The sequence below is a fragment of the Mesorhizobium qingshengii genome (assembly GCF_027563465.1).
In the GTDB taxonomy this organism is placed as follows: Bacteria; Pseudomonadota; Alphaproteobacteria; order Rhizobiales; family Rhizobiaceae; genus Mesorhizobium; species Mesorhizobium qingshengii_A.
On the sequence record NZ_JAPFQA010000001.1, the window covers coordinates 198,033 to 213,357 of the forward strand.

Genomic DNA, 15,325 nt, shown 5'->3' on the forward strand with positions numbered 1-15,325 from the left:
CGTATGCCGCGGGATCGCTGAGAAAGCGCACCTTCGCCGCCAGGTCCGCAATTTGCCGGTGCCCCATCATCGCAGGCACAATGGTGGCCAGCAGCGATCCGCACTTTGATGCGTGTCAAGGACGCGCCCGCTGGTCGTGACATTTTGTCGACGAATGCAATTTCCGGCTGGATGTCATGGACCGCAAGCACACCTTCAACATAGGCTACGTCATCGCTGCCATCCTGATCATTGAGCTGTTTCAGGTCTGGTTCGCCTATCGCGACACCGCCCAGATTTCCTACAGTGACGTGATCCGCCTCACCGAGGAGGGCAAGGTTGCGTCCGTCACGCTAACCGAGACCATGATCGAGGGCGCCTTCAAGGAGCCGCAGGATGGCAAGAAGACGTTTCTTGCCAATCGCGTCGACCCTGCGGCGGTTGCGGTTTTCGAGAAGGCCGGCGTCAAGATCACCGGCGCTTCCGACAGCAACTGGCTGACGACAGTTCTCTCCTGGATATTGCCCGCGCTGATTTTCGTCGGCATCTGGATGTTCTTCTTCCGCGGGTTCGCCGACAGGCAAGGCATGGGCGGCCTGATCAATATCGGCAAATCGAAGGCGAAGGTCTATCTGGAGCGCAAGACAGGCGTGACTTTCGAAGACGTGGCGGGCGTCGACGAAGCCAAGGCCGAACTGCAGGAAATCGTTTCCTTCCTCAAGGACAAGGGCAAATACGGTCGCCTCGGCGCGCGTATCCCCAAGGGCATCCTGCTGGTCGGGCCGCCCGGAACCGGCAAGACATTGATGGCGCGCGCTGTCGCTGGCGAGGCGGGAGTGCCCTTCTTCTCCATCTCCGGCTCCGAATTCGTCGAGATGTTCGTCGGCGTGGGCGCGGCCAGGGTACGAGACCTGTTCGAGCAGGCCCGGCAGGCCGCGCCTTGCATCATCTTCATCGATGAACTCGACGCGCTGGGCCGTGCCCGCAGCCCGTTCGCGGGTTATGGCGGCGGTGACGAGAAAGAGCAGACACTGAACCAACTGCTCTCGGAACTCGACGGTTTCGATCCGCGTGTTGGCATCGTGCTGCTGGCCGCCACCAACCGGCCCGAAATCCTCGATCCGGCCCTGCTGCGCGCCGGACGCTTCGACCGGCAGGTCGTTCTGGACCGGCCCGACCGCAAGGGCAGGGAGGCGATCGTCAAGGTCCACATCAAGAACGTCTCGATCGCGCCTGGCGTCGCCACGGACGAGATTGCCGCCATAACGCCCGGTTTCACCGGTGCCGATCTTGCCAATCTGGTCAACGAGGCGGCCATCATCGCCACGCGGCGTGGCGCCGACAAGGTGACGATGGACGACTTTACCAATGCGGTCGAGCGCATCGTCGCAGGGTCGGAACGCAAAAGCCGATTGCTGAAACCGCAGGAGCGTGAGCGTGTCGCCTTTCACGAAATGGGGCATGCCTTGGTGGCGGTCGCGACGCGAAGCGCCGATCCGGTGCACAAGATATCCATCATTCCGCGCTCGATCGGCGCCCTCGGTTTCACCATGCAGCGTCCGACGGAGGACCGGTTTCTGATCACGGTCAGTGAACTGAAGGACCGCATGGTCGTCCTCATGGGCGGCCGCGCGGCCGAGGAAGTCATATTCGGCGAAGTCTCGACCGGGGCGGCCGACGACCTCGCCAAGGTCACGGATATTGCCCGTCAATGTGTCACCCGCTTCGGCATGGACCCGACGGTGGGACAGGCAGTCCTCGAAGAGCAGCGCCTGCAATGGCTGGGTGACAGTCCTGGCCTGCCGAACAAGAAGGACTATTCGGAGGCCACGGCGCGTGAGGTCGACTTAGCGGTCCGCGGCATGATCGACGAGGCTTTTGCCCTTGCCAGAGATGTGCTCCGCGAAAGGATCACCGATCTGCGCGCCGGCGCGAAGCTGCTGCTCGAGAAGGAAACGCTGACGCCTGACGACTTCGCGCCGTTGCGGCGAGCCGCGGTGCTGGTCCCGGCGGCGTGAAGGAGACGCCGGCCAAGATGCCGGCACCCCTAACAAACGAGGAGAGTGTCATGAAACACAAGCTTCGGCAGAAGATGATCGCCATCCTGACGCGTTGCATGGACATGACGATTGCCACGACCCGCGCCGACGGCTCGCCACAGGCGACGGTGGTTTCGTTCGCCCATGACGGTCTGCTGCTCTATTTCGGCTGCGGAGCCGGCTCGCAGAAGGCTATGAATATCTCTCGCGACCCGCGCGTTTCGGTCGCCATGACCGCACCCTATGAGGACTGGCTGGAGATCAAGGGGTTGTCGATGGCGGCGATCGCGACGGAGGTCGTCTTGCCTTCCGAACTCACGGAAATCGGCCGCATGATGGTGCAGCGCTTCCCGCAGATTTCGGCTATCCAGCCTGGCGAAGCGGCAGCCGTGAAGCTGTTCAGGGTACGGCCCACGATCATCTCTGTACTCGACTATTCCTTGGGTTTTGGTCACGCCGATCTCGTCAAGATCGAGGCCGATGACATCGCCGAGACCCTGGACAGCATGCGGCACCATTGGCTTGCGGGCACTCCCGCGACTTCGTGACAGTCGTCCAGCCAGCCGACTATTTGACCGGGCATTGAGCCGGATCAATGAGCAGGGATGCAAAGGATGCTTTTTTGTTCGCCGAGGGTGAAGAGCCCACTCAACAAACAGGAGACAGATCATGACGGATATAGCGCTGCGTCAGAACATTCTCGATGAGTTGGAATTCGAGCCGAGCATTGACGCTGCCCACATCGGCGTCGCCGTGGAAGACGGCATCGTCACCCTGACCGGGCATGTTTCTTCCTATTGGGAAAAGACAACCGCCGAAAATGTAGTCAAGCGGGTCAAGGGCGTGAAGGGCCTCGCCGAGGAAATCGAAGTTCGGCTGGTTGGCTTGAAAGGAACCGCCGACGACGAGATCGCCAAGCGCGCGGTCGATGCGATCACCTGGAATGTCTCCATCCCGAGGGACAAGGTGCAGGTCAAGGTACAGGACGGATGGATCACGCTGACGGGGAAACTCGAATGGCAGTACCAGAAGAACGCCGCGGCCGAGGCCGTGCGCGGCCTGGCGGGCGTCGTCAGCGTCGCCAACCAGATCGAAATCGCTCCACGAGCCTCGGTATCCGACATCAAGAAGCGCATCGAGAACGCGCTGAAGCGCGATGCGGAAACCGAAGCACAGACGATCCATGTCAAAGTCCTGGATGGCAAGGTTACCCTTGAAGGCAAGGTCCGGGCGTGGTCCGAGCGCCAGGCAGCCGAGCGTGCCGCCTGGTCCTCGCCGGGCGTCCGGGCGGTGGAAGATCGGATTTCCATAATCTGACGGGGCCGACAGGCTCGGCAAGGCGGATTCCATCAGTTGCCGCCGCGCCGATGCAGGGCGCCGTCTGTGTTCGGCCAAGAGAAATACACTCGGAGGAAGAGGGCGCTCTCTTCCAGGTCACGAGGCAACGAAGACCGTTGCCAATGATGGCGAGGGAGCGCGTTGGACCTCGATCAAGACCATATCAAAGGAGAAACAAAATGATTTTGGCTAATGGTGCTATCGTCGTGGTCACCGACGGCGAGAACCTGCGCCTCTTCCGCAACAAGAGCCCCGAACCCCGGATCGACCTGGTAGAATTGCCCGATCCGGTTCTGCACTCGGCTAACACGGGCTCGGGCGGACGGCATCGCAGTTCCACGGCCAATCCCGACGACTCCCGCCTGCGGGAAGACGACTTTGCCGCGGCTGTGGCTGCCTATCTCAATCGCGAAGCGTTGGCGGAAGCGTTCCAGCACGTGGTGGTGATCGCCGATCCGCGCACGCTGGGCGAACTGCGCAAGCACTTCCAGGCTTCGCTGAAAGCAAAGCTGGTGGGCGAGCTGGCCAAGGATCTCGCGAAACATCCCGTCGAAGCCATCGAGAACACATTGGCGGCGGCTTGAGTCCCGCCCAGGTCATGGACCAGGCTTGGCTGATCTTGACGTCACGACCTTGATCGGCATCGATCAAGGGACGTCCAGGGCGCCGGCTGGATCACCGACACGCGGAAGCCGGAGCGGCTAAAGGAGAAAGAAGTTTGAACCGAGAAAGACGAGAACCTGACCGGTGATGAGGGGAATTCTCAACATGGGACCATCCTCGCCGCTGTCCTGGATTGGCGATCCCGCCACGTACGGGTGCCCCTTCAGGATGTCTTTCCAGATCGTCGGGAAGTCCGCCCCCTTGTTCCTCATGGCGTTGCACGCACTGAGGAGCCTCGCAACGATGTCGGTCATTGAACCTGCATTACCCAAGTGATTGATTCCAAATCGTATGGAATGAATACGGCGGGGATGGTTTGATCTGGGTCAAAAATTGCCCGGGCGGCTCAGATAGGCACCCAATCCCTGCCTTCCTTGCAATAAAAGCGCTTTACGGCCGCCCAAGCGACGCGGTGAGCTATTTCTTCACGCTCTTGGCCTCGGTCGGCATATTCGTCCCAGGCGCTGTTGAAAGCAGCGCGAAAAATCTCCCGGGCATGCAGGGGCAGATGCGTCCTGACGGGCGGTGGAAGATCTTCCTCGGTCGCATAGGGCATTGCTATCCTCACCGCCAACCAAGCCGACGCCCATGGCTGGGATATGGCTGACGACGCCGTGGGCCTCAGGAGCGGACGATCAGCTTGACATGAAGCGACAGAGCCGCGTGTCGTCGAGCAGCGAGCGGGTAACGCCGCCGAATACCCATTCCCTGATCCGACTGTGTCCATAGGCGCCTGACACGATCAGGTCGGCGTCGGCGGAGCTCAGGAAGTCGATCAGCTTGTCGCTCTCGTCGTCGGCCTTCAGCACTTCGGTGCGAGCCGTGATGCCATGCGAGGCCAGGAAGGTCGCGACATCCTTTATGCCGGCAGCCGTCCGGTCGCCGGGCTCGGAATCGACCGTGACCACGATCACGTCGTCTGCCATCGCCATTAGCGGCACGGCGTCGGCCACTGCGCGCCTCGCTTCGCGCGTGTCCTTCCAGGCGACCACGATCCTGCCTGTCGGCGCTTGCTCCGCGCCGCTGGACGTGATCAGCAGCGGCCTGCCGGCGCGCAGCGCGAGGGTGCCGGGATCGACGGTCCGATAGGAATCGCCGGAGGAAGCCCCTTGAGCCGCACCGGTGATGATGAGGTCCGCAATCCTCGCTGTCGCGACCAAAGCGTGGTTGGGATTGTCGAGCGCTTCGCGCCATTCCGTCGCCACCGAACCAGCAACCAGGCTGTCAAACTCGGCATGAAGGTCCTTGAACCGTTTCTGGATGTCATCCCTCAACTGCTGCCAGACCTCGGCGGCTATCGCCGCACCCTCGGGCGCCATCGTGACCGGCAAGGGGGCGTCTGCTGCGCAGAAGCCGATCAGCCGAGCCTCGGTACGCCTGGCAAGATCGATGGCGATCTTGGTGATCGGCCCGATTGGACCATCTATGTCCACATTCAGCAGAATGGATTTGTAGCTCATCGGTGGCGCTCTTTTCTGTATCGATTGGACGAACCGAAGCTAGACCGGGCAAGGCAGGTGTTCCTTGATGCCGATCAAGCGGCCGACCTCAAGGCATGCTTGACTCGAAATGGATGATCTCTCCGTCCACCACGAAGCCTCCATTTCCAACATGGTGGATAGTCTTCGGCCTTGGTTGTCCCGGATCGACCCATGCCTTCACAACCTCCAGAATGAAAAGATTGTATTTGTTGACCAGCCGGGTATCGATGACGCGGCATTCGAGATTGGCGAAGCATTCAGCGACGAGGGGCGCGGCGACATGCTCGGCAGGCAGTGGCGTCAGCCAAACCGTCGCGAATTTATCTCTGTCGCGGCCTGAGCAGTTGCCGACTGCCACCACTTTTTCCGCCAGCCCCACTGCCGGAATCGCGATCACACATTCCTTCGTGTCGCGCAACGCGGCAAAAGAGAAGTCGCCGCTCGATACGACACAGGCAATTGTCGGGGGCGTGAACTCCACCATCGTGTGCCATGACATTGTCATGACGTTGGCGCGGCCTCTGGCCCGCGTTGTCAGCAGGACAACGGGACCAGGCTCAATCAGCCGGTAGACCTCGGCAAGCGGCAGTTCCTTCATCTTCATAGCTCCGTCGCATCCCCTGTTGGCAAGTGCAAGGCGGCCGCCGCTCAGGCGAATGGCCTCTACTCGGCGATATCGTCAGTTCGAAAACAACCGGTTGACTGAGCCTTGCTTGAGCAGGGATCGGGTCATGCCTCCAAAGGCCCATTCGCGGACCCGGCTATGACCGTAGCCGCCAGCGACCACAAGTTCAGCACCCATGCCGCGGGCGAGTTCAGTGACGGTTTCACAAACGTCCGCATGACCGACGCCCAGCACCTCCGATCTCGCCTTGACGCCATGCCTCATCAGGAACCGGACGACGTCGCCGACACTTTCGCGCGCATCTCTCCGGTTCTGTTCCTCGACCGTCGCCACGAGCACATCTTGTGCGCCGGTGAGAAAGGGAAGTGCATCGATGACCGCGCGCCGAGCCTCGCGACTATCCTTCCATGCTACCACAACCTTCTTGGGATCGAGCGGGGCAAGTCCGTCGGCCGCGATCAGCACGGGCCGTCCAGCCGACAGCACCAAGGCTCCTGTATCGACCACCCGGTGGTGGTCCCCGGCAACTCCCGAGGCCGGCGCTCCGGTCACGATCAGGTCCGCTGCGCGGGCATGCATCGCGACCAGACGTGTCGGATCGCCGATCTCCTCGCGCCATGAGGCCTCGTCTCCGACGACGGCCAGGAATTCTTCCTTCAGGATCTTCAGGCGATCCTCGATCTCGGTGAGGCGTTGACGCATGATTTCCGCCGCTGCCATGCCGCCATCGTCGCCAGGAACAAACACATATGCATCGGCCGCGGCAAAACCGATCAGCGTGGCTTCGAAGCGCCGCGCCAACTCCAGCGCATAGGCCGTTCGCGGCCCTGCCGGAGAATCGACATCGAGTTGAACCATGATGGTGTTGAAGATCATTTTCGTGCCCTCCGATGGGATTTGTCGCAGGATCACCGCAGGTCCGATCTTGCGCCTTGATGCGCATCAAAGCCTGCATCTCTTGCAAGTCCGTCAGGGCACATCGTCATTGCCGGCTGGCGAGGCGCCGGACGCCGTGGCCAAGTGAGAACGGTCGACTTGGACGAGAATGCGGGCAGCACGGCACGACCGCGCCGAAATCATCATCCAGTTGTCTACCTCATCAATGACGCTTCGCGCGTTACATCGTCATTTCCGGTTCGAGAGCGCGCTCTTTCGCCGGTTCCGGAATTTCGGTCATGGTTGCTTCGGTCAAGAGCAGAACGCTTGCGACCGAGACGGCGTTTTCAAGCGCGATGCGCACCACCTTGGTCGGGTCGATGATGCCGGCCTCGACGAGGTCGACATACACTTTTTGCCCGGCATCGAAGCCGAAATTGCCCGTGCCTTCAATCATCTTGGCAATGACAACGCCGCCGTCGACCGCGGAATTCTCGGCGATCTGCCGGACCGGTGCTTCAAGTGCGCGCTTGAGAATCTGGACGCCCGTCCGCTCGTCGCCTTCGCAATGCTGCTCCTCGTCAGCCACAGTCGCGATGCAGCGCAACAGGGCAAGCCCGCCGCCTGGCACTATGCCTTCGGCGACCGCTGCCTTGGTGGCGCTGATGGCATCGTCGAGCGCCTCTTTTTTCGACTTCATTTCGGCCTCGGTCGGCGCGCCGACCTTTATGACGGCGACGCCGCCCGCAAGCTTGGCCAGCCGTTCCTGCAGCTTTTCGCGATCATAGTCACTGGTCGTGTCGTCGATCTCGCGCCGGATCTGTTCCACTCGACCCTTGATCGCCTTGGCGTCACCGCTGCCGCCGATGACTGTCGTATTGTCCTTGTCGACGACCACGCGCTTTGCGCGCCCCAATTGCTCCATCGTGACATTTTCCAGTTTGAGCCCGAGGTCTTCGGAAATAACCTGACCGCCGGTCAGGATGGCGATGTCCTGCAGCATGGCCTTGCGACGGTCGCCGAAGCCGGGCGCCTTGACGGCGCAGTTCTTGAACGTGCCCCGGATCTGATTGACGATCAGCGTCGCAAGCGCCTCGCCTTCGACTTCCTCGGCGACAACCAGCAAGGGCGAGCCCGACTTCGCCACGGCTTCCAGCAGCTTGATGAGATCGTTCAGCGAAGCGATCTTCTTTTCGACGATGAGCACAACCGCGTCTTCCAGGACCGCTTCCATCTTCTCGGGATCGGTCACGAAATAAGGTGACAGGAAACCCCGATCGAACTGCATGCCCTCGACAACCTCTAGAACCGTCTCCGTGGTCTTCGCTTCCTCGACCGTGATGACGCCTTCGCCGCCGACCTTCTCCATTGCCTCGCCGACGAGTTCGCCGATGAGCGGGTCGTTGTGCGCGGAGATCGTCGCCACCTGCTCTTTCTCGCGGCGGGTCGAGACTGGTCGGGATATCTGCTTGAGCGTCTCTATGGCCCGTTTTGTTGCACGATCGAGACCGCGTTTGATATCGATGGCGCTGGCGCCAGCGACAACGTTGCGCACGCCGTCGGCGAATATCGCATGGGCCAGAATGGTCGACGTGCTGGTGCCGTCCCCGACCATGTCCCCGGTTTTCTCGGCCGCCTGCCTGAGCATCCGCGCGCCAAGGTTCTCCTCGGGATCCTTCAGGTCGAATTCCTTGGCGATGGTCACCCCGTCGTTGCAGACGATGGGGGCGCCCCATTTCTTTTCGATTAGGACCGACTTCGAGCGCGGCCCGAGCGTCACGCGCACGGCGTCGGCGAGTTGGGTCGCGCCACGAAGGATCTTTTCGCGCGCCGCTGAACGAAACAACACTTGCTTGTGAGCCATGACCGCCTCCGAACTGCTGTCTGCTTCAATTAACCAGCCTAAGTTCAGTCGGCTTTGATGCGCATCAATCGGGATTTCGGGCGAAGTTGACGAGGATCGACGACGGATGGGCATTCACAGGAGTGACACCCTGGCGACGGTCGAAGCCGAACCGCGGTAGCGATGGCCTTCGGGAAGAGCGCCATGGCCGGGTTTCCCAGCTCCGGAAACCATCCCGCCGACAGCAGCGGCGACGAACGCGTCGCATCCAGTTTGCGCGGGCGCAAAGAACCGACGCTTCAAGTCCGCTAGCTTCTCTTCCTCGGCGAAGGCTGACGGATAGAACATTGACATGTCGACGCGCGCTTGGGCGCGGCGAAAGGTTCTCCCTGCAACGCTAACAAAGCGAAGTGAGTGAAAATGAAATTCCAGATCGAGAAGCAGGAAGTGCTCGAAGAGCGCCCAAGCCTTGTATTCAGCACTGAAGCGGCAAGCGGCGCAAAGGCAGGCAATGCGTTGCTGCCCATGCTTATCGCTGGACTGGCCCTGGTTGTCGTGGGTGGCGTGGTGGTGATGGCCTTCGTGTAGAAAGGAAGGCCTGCTGCTCCGTCCTGGCGGTGGATGCATGCATCCCGCCACGCCGCATTCCATAGTCGCCACGGGGCCGCCGCGGGGTGAAAGCTACAGACGCCCAATGGCGCCTTGAAGAGGCATCACGCGATTTCTGCTACTTCAGCAGGCCGACCAGCACGTCGAAAGCCGCGTCGATGTCGGCGCGGACCGCGGCCCGGACCGCCTCCGCATCCCGGTCGCGCAGTGCTGCGAACATCTCCTGATGGTGCTCGTTGGCGGTCGAGTAGTTTCCCGAATCGTGCAGCATGTTGAAGTAGGGGCTGATCTGCAGCCAAAGGTTCTCGATGATGTTGAGCATGTTCTCGGACCCGGCCGCCCGATAGATCGAGAAATGAAAGGCGTAGTTGGCTCTGAGATAGGATTTGACGTCTCCGGCCGCATTGGCCTGTTCGAGCGCATCCAGATGCTGGCGCAACTGCGCCACGCCCCGGTCGTCCATGCGCTCCGCCGCCCATGCGGCCGCGATCGCTTCGATCTCGAACCGGACATTCCTGAGGTCGATGAGGCGCGCGCGGCTTAGTGCCGGAATGCCGATCGAGCGGCCCGAGACCACCATCAGCGCATTGGCGGCCGTCAGGCGCCGCAGCGCTTCCCTGACCGGCATCGGGCTGACGCCAAAAGCGTCGGCAAGGCTTTGAACCGTGACCATCTCGCCAGGGACGATGCTGCCGTCGAGGATCAGTTCGGTGACGTGGCGGTAGACCCTGTCCTGCAGGGTTTCCCTGGACAGGGGCGTGATCTCGACCCCCGGCTTCCTGAACGCCGATCCAGCCATCTCCCGTCAACCTTCCCGCCCAAGGGCGACCCTATCGCCTGTGCCCGGAATGCAAGGTTCGGGATGCCGCGTCAAGCGCCCACGACCGCCGGTTTTGATATTAAGCGATTTCATCATTGATCTTTGATCAAATCATGTTACGGTCGCCGACATCGAATGACAAGGGTTACGTTTCGTGCCCTTGGGAGGCATTCGGTCGTTCGGATTGGGAGGAGTTTCATATGGGTATCGGATTGAAAGTCCGGCGGCTCGCGCTGCTGGCCGGCATGGCTGCTTGCGCCTTCGGCCTGTCCGCCGCGGAGGCGGCCGAAAAGCACAAGATCTTTCTCAGCATGAGTTTCATCGGCAATGACTGGCAGGCCGAGGCCGCCAACATGGTCAAGGCGATGGCGTCGCACAAGAGCCTGGCCGACAAGGTCGACCTGCAGGTCCAGGTGGCCGGGCCGAACGCGCAGCGCCAGATCCAGCAGGTCAACGCGATGGTGCAGGCGGGCGCCGAAGCCATCGTGATCTTCCCGATCTCGCCGACCGCGCTCAACCAGGTGGTCAAGAATGCCTGCGACAAGGGCGTCAAGGTTTTTGCCTATGACGCGGAGATCACCGAGCCTTGCGCCTACAACGTGCATATCGACCAGGAGGAAGCAGGCCGGGTGACAGCCGAATGGCTGGTCAAGAAGCTCAACGGCAAGGGCAACATCATCGCGGTGACCGGCGTTCCCGGCACGTCGGTCGACGATCTGCGCACCAAGGCCGCCAAGGAAGTCTTCGCCAAGTATCCCGATATCAAGATCGTCGGCGAGGCTGTCGGCATGTGGAGCCAGGCTGTCGCTCGCACCGAACTTTCGAAGATCCTGGCGACGCGCAGCTGGAGCGATATCAACGGGTTGTGGATGCAGGTCGGCTGCTTCACCGCCAACTCAATGCAGCTCGAGGCTGGCAAGAAGACCAGCGAACTCCTGCCTTGCGCTGGTGAAGGCTCCAATGGTGGCCGCATCCAGATGCTGCCGGATGGGACGGAAGTTGAAGGCGCGGCGTCGCCTTACGCGCCGCTTGGCGCGCCACGCATCTCCTACGCTTCGCCGCCGTACTCCGGAGCGCTTGCACTCAAGCTCGCCGTCGAGGCGATCGAAGGCAAGGACGTGCCCAAGACCACCATCCTGCCGCTGCCGGTCGTCACCAACGAGACGATCAAGCTCTGCAATGAGGGCACCTGGGCGGAGATGAAGGCCGGCTGCAACGCCTTCAAGCCGTCGCTGGTCTCCAATCCCGGCTGGTTCGCTTCGATCTTTTCGGACCAGACGCCCGAGATCGGCCTTAGCGCTGCCCTCGTCGGCCAGCCGGAAAACTGAGCCTCCCAAGGCAAATCGCGACGATGCGCGGACAACCTGTCCGCGCATCGTCGATCCGCGCTAATGCATGTCGCCCAGAAGTGCGCAGCCCGGCGATCGAGGACAATGACAGACCACTCCGAGCTTCCCGCCATCGAGATCGACGGCATCAGCAAGGCGTTCGGGCCGACCGTCGCGCTGGACGGCGTGTCGTTCCGGATCGCGTCCGGCAGCGTCCATGCGTTGCTGGGTGAAAATGGGGCTGGCAAGTCGACCCTGGTGAAACTGCTGTCCGGGCTGGTCCGTCCGAGCGCGGGTCATGTCCATGTCTTCGGCAAGGAGATCGGCTACGGCGCACCGCGCGCCGCGCATGCGCTGGGCGTGCAGACGGCATTCCAGGAGATGACCCTGGTGCGCGATCTCTCAGTCCTCGACAACATGCTGCTGCCCTACGCCCCCGTGGGCATCTCCGGCCTGATCCGGCGCACTGCCGCCCGCAAGGCGGTTCGCCGCCACATCGACGATCTCGGCTTCTCCGTCGATCTCGATGCCGAAGTGAGCGAGCTCGAGCTTTCGGTGCGCCAGAAGATCGAGATCGCGCGCGCCGTCTACCGCAAGCCGCGCATCCTGCTGCTCGATGAACCGAGCTCGACGCTCGCCGGCCGCGACGTCGACTGGCTGGGCGACATCATCGCCAGGCTGAAGGCCGCGGGCACGACCATCGTTTTCATCACTCATCGCATGCGCGAGGTCCGCGCCTTTTGCGACACGCTGACGATCCTGAGAAACGGCCGCCACATCGTCACCGCGCCGGTTGCCGACGTCTCGGACGCCGACGTGATCGAAAAGATCATCGGCCGCAGCATCGAGCAGACCTTCCCGCCCAAGCCCGACAGTGCCCAGGCCTTCGGCCCACCGGTTCTGGGCGTGCGCGACCTCAAGGTCGGGCGCAAGCTCGACGGTGCCGGCTTCGATCTGCGCAGGGGCGAGATCCTCGGCGTTGCCGGACTGCAGGGCATGGGCCAGCAGGATCTGTTCCTGGCCTGCTTTGGCATGGCTGAAATCACCCACGGCGACATCCTTGTCGACGGCCGCAAGGTCTGGCTCGGCTCGCCCGCCGATGCCTTGCTGCCCAACATGGCGATCGGCCTGGTGCCGGAAGACCGCAAATCCGAGGGCCTGTTCCTGAAACTGTCGGGCAGCCAGAACGCCACGCTGCCCGTGGTGTCACGCTTTACGCGCTTCGGCCTTGTCGACATGGAAGCCGAGACCCGCTCCGTCGAGGAGGCATTCGCCACTGTCGAGGTCGACCGCCGCGCGCTATGGACTCGAGCCGGAGCGTTTTCCGGCGGCAATCAGCAGAAGATCGCCATCGCCAAATGGCTCGTGGCGCAGAGCCGCATCCTGCTTTTGTTCGATCCCACCCGTGGCATCGATGTCGGCACCAAGCACGAGCTCTATGTGATGATGCGCAACTACGTGGCCGCTGGCGGCTCGATCCTGCTGCACTCGACGGAGATTCCCGAACTCGTCCACCAATGCGACCGGGTCCTGGTTCTCTACGACGGGCGCATCGCGGCCGAGCTCGAAGGCGACGCCATTACCGAACCGGCCATCATGCGTCCGGCGCTCGGCCATGCCGGGGAAGCCGTGGCATGAGCAGCACGGCAGCTTCATCCCCTGTTTCCGGTGGCTTTGGGTTGCGCCGCGCGCTGATGCGCAATCGCGGCGCGCTGATCGCCGCCGCCGTCCTTGCGATCCTGCTCTTCATCGTCGACTGGATCAGCGCCGGACCGCTGACCTATTTCGATGTGTCGTTCCTGTCGAGTGGCGGCGCGACCTCGGCGCTCGCGGCGATTGGCCAGACGATCGTGATCCTGTCGGGTGGCTTCGACCTGTCCGCCGGTGCGGTGATATCGCTGGTCAATGTCGTGCTGGCATCGAGCATGGACCCGATGGTACCAGGCGCCAGCGTCCTGCTGTGGACGACAGTCGGCATTGGCGTCGGCATGGCGGTCGGTGCCTTCAACGGCTTCTTCATCGCCGTGCTGCGCATGCAGCCCATCGTGGTGACATTGTCCACCATGTTCATCCTGCAAGGCGTGACGCTGCTGGTGATGGACAAGCCCGGCGGCTTCGTGTCGCCCGATCTCGGCACGTTCTACCTCGGCGACGCGATCACCAACTGGCTGCCGATGCCGCTGGTGGTGCTGGGCGTTGTCCTGCTCGCCTGGTTCTGGCTGAAAGGAACCCGCTTCGGCACGGCGCTTTATGCGGTTGGCAGCGACGCGGATTCGGCCGCTTCCGTCGGCATCAATGTCGTGCTGGTGCGCTTTGCTGTCTATGTGATCGCCGGCGGCTGCTACGGTCTTGCCGGCGTGTTCATCAGCGCCCAGACCGGTAGCGGCGATCCGCTGGTCGGCAATCCGCTGCTGTTGTCGATGTTCGCGGCGGTCGTCGTCGGCGGCACGCGTCTCGGTGGCGGGCAGGGAGGCCCGGTCGGCACGGTCTTCGGCGCCTATATCCTGATGATGGTGGTGAACATCCTGCTGGTGCTCAATGTGTCGGCTTACTACTCGACCATAGCCGAAGGCACCATTCTCGTGCTGGCGGCTCTCGCCGGCTCGATCTCGCACGCATCGGTGCTTGCCGTGCAATTGCGCGCCGCGCGCGCCCGGCTTGCCGCCTGGCGCGCCGGCATATTGCCCTCGCAACTCGAGCGCGTGGACCGGCGCCTCAGGATCGCCGGGCCATCGCATCACCAGGGCAGCCCGGCATCGCCGCGCCCTGCTTTCCATCTGCGCAATGCGGAGACGCTGCGCTATGCACTGCCCGCCTATGTCTGCCTGCTCATCATCGTCGTCGTCACGCAGATATGGCTCGGCCGCGCCATCCTCAATCCGGGTTACTGGAATTCGCTGCTCGTGCTGTCGTCCTTCCTCGCCGTCCTGGCGCTCGGGCAAGGAACGGTCATCCTGACCGGCGGCCTTGATCTCTCCGTGCCGTGGACGATCGGCATTTCCGGCATCATCCTGGCCGGCATGGTCAACGGCTCCGATGCTGCGCTCGTCTATGCCTTGCCGGTCGTTTTGCTGATGGCCTGCGCCATCGGCTTCGCCAATGGCTTCGGCATCGTCTATCTCGGCATCTCACCGATCGTCATGACGCTCGCCACCAACGGCATTCTGCAGGGCTGTGCGCTGCTCTATTCGCAGGGAACGCCGGCTGGTTTCTCTTCGCCGATGCTGCGCTGGTTCATGACGGCCAAGCTCGGCTTCGTGACGCCGGTCGTTCTGCTGATGGTAGTGTTCGTGGTCGTGGCAGTGCTGCTGCTTGGACGCACGCCGTTCGGACGCCGGGTCTACGGCATCGGCAACGGGCTGCGCGCGGCGCGGCTGTCCGGCATCGGCGTCGAGCGTACGCTGATCCTGGTCTACATGCTGTCGGCCGTCTGCGCGGCGATCGTCGGCATCATGCTGACCGGCTTTTCGGGCCAGGCAAGCCTCGGCATGGGCGACGACTATCTCTTGCCGTCGATCGCCGTGGTGGTGGTGGGCGGTGCGCTGATCACCGGCGGGCGCGGCCACTATCTCGGCATGCTCGGCGGGGTATTGTTGCTGACGGCGCTGCAGATGCTGCTGGCCGGCACCACGCTTCCCTACGCCACAAGGGCAATTCTTTACGGGCTGGTCGTTCTGGGTGCCGTCATGGCGCTGCGCGAACGGCGGCTGCAATGAGAAGGACA

The 15,325-nt window shown here is 62.5% G+C and carries 15 protein-coding genes; 8 read left to right on the plus strand and 7 right to left on the minus strand.

Annotation, left to right across the window (positions count from 1 at the left end):
* Positions 1-176: 176 nt before the first annotated feature.
* The 4 genes from ftsH (at position 177) to OOJ09_RS00915 (ending at position 3,940) form a co-directional block, all read left to right on the plus strand.
* On the plus strand, positions 177-1,997 hold the full coding sequence (gene ftsH / locus OOJ09_RS00900) for an ATP-dependent zinc metalloprotease FtsH (RefSeq protein WP_269903378.1): 1,821 nt from the start codon (positions 177-179) through the stop codon (positions 1,995-1,997).
* Positions 1,998-2,047: 50 nt separating this feature from the next.
* Complete coding sequence (locus OOJ09_RS00905) at positions 2,048-2,566, plus strand: pyridoxamine 5'-phosphate oxidase family protein (RefSeq protein ID WP_269903379.1); 519 nt, start codon at positions 2,048-2,050, stop codon at positions 2,564-2,566.
* Between the two features lie 121 nt (positions 2,567-2,687).
* Entirely contained in the window at positions 2,688-3,335 is a 648-nt protein-coding gene (locus OOJ09_RS00910; protein WP_269903380.1) for a BON domain-containing protein, read from the plus strand.
* Between the two features lie 200 nt (positions 3,336-3,535).
* Positions 3,536-3,940, plus strand: a complete 405-nt coding sequence (locus OOJ09_RS00915) for a host attachment family protein (protein WP_269903381.1) — start codon at positions 3,536-3,538, stop codon at positions 3,938-3,940.
* Between the two features lie 117 nt (positions 3,941-4,057).
* Here OOJ09_RS00915 and OOJ09_RS00920 read toward each other — a convergent pair whose 3' ends face one another.
* The 6 genes from OOJ09_RS00920 to groL form a co-directional block, all read right to left on the minus strand.
* On the minus strand, positions 4,058-4,273 hold the full coding sequence (locus OOJ09_RS00920; RefSeq protein WP_269903382.1) for a hypothetical protein: 216 nt from the start codon (positions 4,271-4,273) through the stop codon (positions 4,058-4,060).
* A 92-nt stretch (positions 4,274-4,365) separates the two neighbouring features.
* The gene (locus OOJ09_RS31980; RefSeq protein ID WP_333474457.1) at positions 4,366-4,746 is read right to left on the minus strand and encodes a ChaB family protein; all 381 of its coding nucleotides are present in this window, start codon (positions 4,744-4,746) and stop codon (positions 4,366-4,368) included.
* Positions 4,655-5,479 carry a universal stress protein gene (locus OOJ09_RS00930; protein ID WP_269903384.1) on the minus strand — a complete coding sequence of 275 codons (825 nt, stop codon included), beginning with the start codon at positions 5,477-5,479 and terminating at the stop codon, positions 4,655-4,657. The genes OOJ09_RS31980 and OOJ09_RS00930 overlap by 92 nt, the downstream gene beginning before the upstream one ends.
* Before the next feature lie 88 nt (positions 5,480-5,567).
* On the minus strand, positions 5,568-6,098 hold the full coding sequence (locus OOJ09_RS00935; protein ID WP_269903385.1) for a flavin reductase family protein: 531 nt from the start codon (positions 6,096-6,098) through the stop codon (positions 5,568-5,570).
* Between the two features lie 81 nt (positions 6,099-6,179).
* Positions 6,180-7,001: a universal stress protein gene (locus tag OOJ09_RS00940; RefSeq protein ID WP_269903386.1), complete on the minus strand. Its 822-nt coding sequence runs from the start codon at positions 6,999-7,001 to the stop codon at positions 6,180-6,182.
* A gap of 241 nt (positions 7,002-7,242) precedes the next feature.
* On the minus strand, positions 7,243-8,865 hold the full coding sequence (groL, locus tag OOJ09_RS00945; protein WP_269903387.1) for a chaperonin GroEL: 1,623 nt from the start codon (positions 8,863-8,865) through the stop codon (positions 7,243-7,245).
* A gap of 399 nt (positions 8,866-9,264) precedes the next feature.
* Between groL and OOJ09_RS00950 the strand changes: the two genes are divergently transcribed.
* Positions 9,265-9,432, plus strand: a complete 168-nt coding sequence (locus OOJ09_RS00950; protein ID WP_269903388.1) for a hypothetical protein — start codon at positions 9,265-9,267, stop codon at positions 9,430-9,432.
* A gap of 139 nt (positions 9,433-9,571) precedes the next feature.
* On the opposite strand, the gene OOJ09_RS00955 is transcribed toward OOJ09_RS00950, so the two are convergent.
* Positions 9,572-10,252 carry a GntR family transcriptional regulator gene (locus OOJ09_RS00955; RefSeq protein WP_269903389.1) on the minus strand — a complete coding sequence of 227 codons (681 nt, stop codon included), beginning with the start codon at positions 10,250-10,252 and terminating at the stop codon, positions 9,572-9,574.
* A 221-nt stretch (positions 10,253-10,473) separates the two neighbouring features.
* Here OOJ09_RS00955 and OOJ09_RS00960 point away from each other — a divergent pair, with 221 nt between their 5' ends.
* From OOJ09_RS00960 to OOJ09_RS00970, 3 genes are all read left to right on the plus strand, one after another.
* Positions 10,474-11,601: a sugar ABC transporter substrate-binding protein gene (locus OOJ09_RS00960; RefSeq protein ID WP_269903390.1), complete on the plus strand. Its 1,128-nt coding sequence runs from the start codon at positions 10,474-10,476 to the stop codon at positions 11,599-11,601.
* A gap of 105 nt (positions 11,602-11,706) precedes the next feature.
* Positions 11,707-13,239 (plus strand): sugar ABC transporter ATP-binding protein, encoded by a 1,533-nt coding sequence (locus OOJ09_RS00965; protein WP_269903391.1) that lies wholly within the window; start codon positions 11,707-11,709, stop codon positions 13,237-13,239.
* Entirely contained in the window at positions 13,236-15,317 is a 2,082-nt protein-coding gene (locus OOJ09_RS00970; protein WP_269903392.1) for an ABC transporter permease subunit, read from the plus strand. Before OOJ09_RS00965 ends, OOJ09_RS00970 begins: the two co-directional genes overlap by 4 nt.
* Positions 15,318-15,325: the final 8 nt, after the last annotated feature.